The organism is Variovorax sp. 20P10.2.4 (assembly GCF_058244205.1).
Genome location: NZ_JBZAYE010000694.1, coordinates 1 through 3,603, shown reverse-complemented (window position 1 = coordinate 3,603; position 3,603 = coordinate 1). Strand labels below are relative to the sequence as shown.

3 protein-coding genes are annotated in these 3,603 nt (G+C 71.3%); 2 read left to right on the top strand and 1 reads right to left on the bottom strand.

Annotation, left to right across the window (positions count from 1 at the left end):
- Window positions 1–144: 144 nt before the first annotated feature.
- The gene (locus tag AC27VN_RS35795; RefSeq protein WP_490879697.1) at window positions 145–1,077 is read right to left on the bottom strand and encodes a GntR family transcriptional regulator; all 933 of its coding nucleotides are present in this window, start codon (window positions 1,075–1,077) and stop codon (window positions 145–147) included.
- 169 nt (window positions 1,078–1,246) lie between these two features.
- Here AC27VN_RS35795 and aptA point away from each other — a divergent pair, with 169 nt between their 5' ends.
- Together aptA and AC27VN_RS35785 are read left to right on the top strand one after the other, a co-directional pair.
- On the top strand, window positions 1,247–2,629 hold the full coding sequence (gene aptA / locus AC27VN_RS35790; RefSeq protein ID WP_490879696.1) for an omega-aminotransferase AptA: 1,383 nt from the start codon (window positions 1,247–1,249) through the stop codon (window positions 2,627–2,629).
- A 20-nt stretch (window positions 2,630–2,649) separates the two neighbouring features.
- On the top strand, window positions 2,650–3,603 hold a 954-nt coding region (locus AC27VN_RS35785), incomplete at its 3' end, for a C45 family autoproteolytic acyltransferase/hydrolase (protein WP_490879695.1).

Sequence of the window (3,603 nt, the reverse complement as noted above, 5' to 3'; positions counted from 1 at the left end):
TGCGGCGGCTGGAACACCGGGCATTCGCGCGGCCTCGTGACGGGCGCACCGGCCGTGGGGAATCCGTCGCGCCAGCCGGCGGCCAGCGCTGTGTTGTCTTGCGTCATGAGAAGAGAAGAGAAAAAGGGTGGGTTGCGGATTCAGTCAATCGCCGAGCACGCCCATCACCCGCCGTTCCAGCAGGTCGCTGGCGCGGCTCAGGTGCAGCCGCATGCCTTCGGCGGCGCGGGCCAGGTCGCCGTCCTCGACCGCGTCGAGGATCTCGAGGTGTTCGCGGCAGGACTTGTGCAGCAGGTCGACGTTCACGAGCGGATAGTCCGAGAGGTCCGACATGCGGCGCAGCCGGTTCTGCTGCTGCACGGTGTCGAGCACGAAGCGGTTGCCCGAGAAGCTGGCCAGCAGCTCGTGGAACTGCGCGTTGGCCTCGAAGAAATCCATCCAGTTGTAGCGCGCGGCCTGGGCCAGCAGGCTCTGCTGGCGCTCGCGGCAGGCCAGCAGCCGCTCATGGTCGATGCGGAAGCCCGGCTCGCGCAGCGCGGCGCACTCCACGATCAGGCGAAAGCGATAGCTCTCGCGCTCGCTCTCGACCGAGTCGAGGGTCTCGGTGAACTCCCAGCGCTGGTAGTGGCGCCCGCGCAGCACGCCGTCCTGCAGCAAGGTGGTCAGCACGGTGCGCAGCAGGGGCCGCGGCGCGTCATAGGCCTGCGCCAGCTCGAGCTCGTTGACGCGCGTCGGCAGCTTGCCCGCGAGGCGGTCGCGCAGCAGCCGGTAATAGAGGGTCTTCTCCTCGTCCTCGGGCATCTCGCGCCGCGCGCGGCCCAGCGCCTCGCGGTCGGCCACCAGCGTGTAGCCGCGGTTGGGCACGTGGGCCAGCAAGGCGCGCTCGTGCAGGAAGCGCAGCGCGGCGCGCACCGGCGTGCGCGAGATGCCGAGCCGGCTCGCGAGGTCGGCCTCGGTCATGTGCCGGCCGTTCTCGTAGCCGCCGGCCAGGGCCTGGTCGAGGATGTAGCGGCTCACGCGCTGCGCGAGCGGCGCGATCGGCGGCGCCGGGGGCATGTCCATCTGTGCTTCGGCCATCCAAGGTTCTCCGGGGAGGAATCGCGGGATCGGCGCCGATCATCGCGCCGACTTTGTATTTTTGACCGCAAAAAACCATGTACATCTTGCGACAAAAATACAATCCACGCTCCAAGATCGGCCCACGACGACCCGAGCGCCGGGTCGCGTCCCAACGGAGAAAACCCTCGTGGCCGCAGCCGACACCCTTTCGACCCCCGACGCCACCGCGGCGTCGCCCGCCCTGCCCGCGTCCCTCGACGCGTTCTGGATGCCCTTCACCCCCAACCGCAAGTTCAAGCAATCGCCGCGCCTGATCGTCGGCAGCGAAGGCCTCTACTACGAGCTCGCCGATGGCCGCCGCGTGCTCGACGCCATCGCCGGCCTGTGGTGCGTGAACGCCGGCCACCGCAACCCGCGCATCAGCGCCGCGCTGAAGGCGCAGATCGACGTGCTCGACTACGCCTCGAACTTCCAGATCGGCCACCCGGCCGCCTTCACGCTGGCCGAGCGGCTCGCCGGGATGGCGCCCGAGGGCATGAACCACGTGTTCTTCACCAACTCGGGCTCCGAGTCGGTCGACACCGCGCTGAAGATCGCGGTGGCCTACCACCGCGCGCGCGGCGAGGCCGGCCGCTACCGGCTGATCGGCCGCGAGCGCGCCTACCACGGCGTGGGCTTCGGCGGCATCTCGGTCGGCGGCATCGGCCGCCAGCGCAGCACCTTCGGGCCGCTGCTCAACGGCGTGGACCATCTGCCGCACACGCACGACCTGGCGCGCAACGCCTTCTCGCGCGGCGAGCCGCCGCACGGCCTCGACAAGGCCGACGCGCTCGAGGCGCTGATCTCGCTGCACGACGCATCGACCGTGGCCGCCGTTATCGTCGAGCCGGTGGCCGGCTCCACCGGCGTGCTGCCGCCACCGCGCGGCTACCTGAAGCGCCTGCGCGAGATCTGCGACCGGCACGGCGTGCTGCTGATCTTCGACGAGGTCATCACCGGCTTCGGCCGCCTGGGCACCCACTTCGCGGCCGACCTGTTCGGCGTCAAGCCCGACCTCATCACCACCGCCAAGGGCCTGACCAACGGCGCGGTGCCGATGGGCGCGGTGCTGATGCGCGACGCGGTGCACGACGCCTTCATGCAGGGCAGCGTGAGCGCGGTCGAACTCTCGCACGGCTACACCTACTCGGGCCATCCGCTGGCCTGCGCGGCCGCCATGGCCACGCTCGACGCCTACGTGCACGACGGCCTGATCGCCCAGGCCGCGGCGCTGTCGCCCTATTTCGAGGAAGGCCTGCATGCGCTGCGCGGCCTGCCCGGCGTGATCGACGTGCGCAACGTCGGCCTGCTGGCCGGCATCGAGCTGCAGCCCTGGGCCGCGGGCGCGGGCACGCACGCCCAGGCCGTGGCGCAGCACTGCCTCGACGCCGGCGTGCTGGTGCGCTCGGTCGGCGACACGATCGCGCTGTCGCCGCCGTTCACGCTCGAGCGCCGGCACGTCGACCAGATCGTCGACAGCCTGCGCCAGGCCATCGCCCAGACCGCCCAGCCCACCGACACGCCCGCCTGAATTCCCGAGGACCGCACCCCATGGACATCGAATCCTTCCCCCTCTACGACATCGAGGGCGACGCCGCCCAGTGCGGCCGCCAGTACGGCCGCGCGGCCGGCGACCGCATCGACCTGAGCCTGCGCACCTACCGCGCCGCCTTCGAGCGCGTGGGCCTGAACTGGGAACGCACGCGCGCGCTGGCGCGCCGCTTCATGCCGCTGGTCGAGGCCTTCGACGCCGGCATGCTGCGCGAGATCGAGGGCGTGGCCGAGGGCGCGGGCGTGCCGGCCGAGGACATCGTGGCGCTCAACGCGCGCAGCGAGATGCTCTATGCCTTCCAGCAGCTCGAGGCCACCGAGCCGCCCGATGGCTGCACCGGCGTGGTCGTCATGCCCTCGGCCGCGCGCGACGGCAGGCTGATCCACGCGCAGAACTGGGACTGGCGCGTCGAGAGCCTCGAGCTCGGCGTGGTGCTGCGCATCCAGCCGGCCCAGGGCCCGGCCATCCTGACCTTCGCCGAGGCGGGCACGCTGGCGCGCGCCGGGCTCAACAGCGCGGGCATCGCGGTCACCGGCAACTTCATCAAGGCCGACAGCGACGGCCGCCAGCAGGGCGTGCCGCTGGCACTGATCCGCCGCGGCATCCTGCAGTCCGAGCTCTACGCCAATGCGCTCGGCGTGGTCTGCCGCAGCGCGCGCTCGATCTCCAACAACATGATCCTGACCCATGCCGAGGGCGAGGCCGTGAGCCTGGAGACCTGCCCCGAGCAGGTGTTCTGGCAGCAGCCCGAGGACGGCGTGCTGGTGCATGCCAACCACTTCAAGACGCCGGCCGCGCTGGCGCGCGTGGTCGACCGCAGCCTCGAGACCACGCCCGATTCGCTCTACCGCGACCGCCGCGTGACCGAGGCCCTGCGCAAGCGCGCCGGCGACCTCACCGAGCAGGACGTGCTCGACGCGCTGCAGGACCGCTTCGGCGCGCCGCGCGCGGTC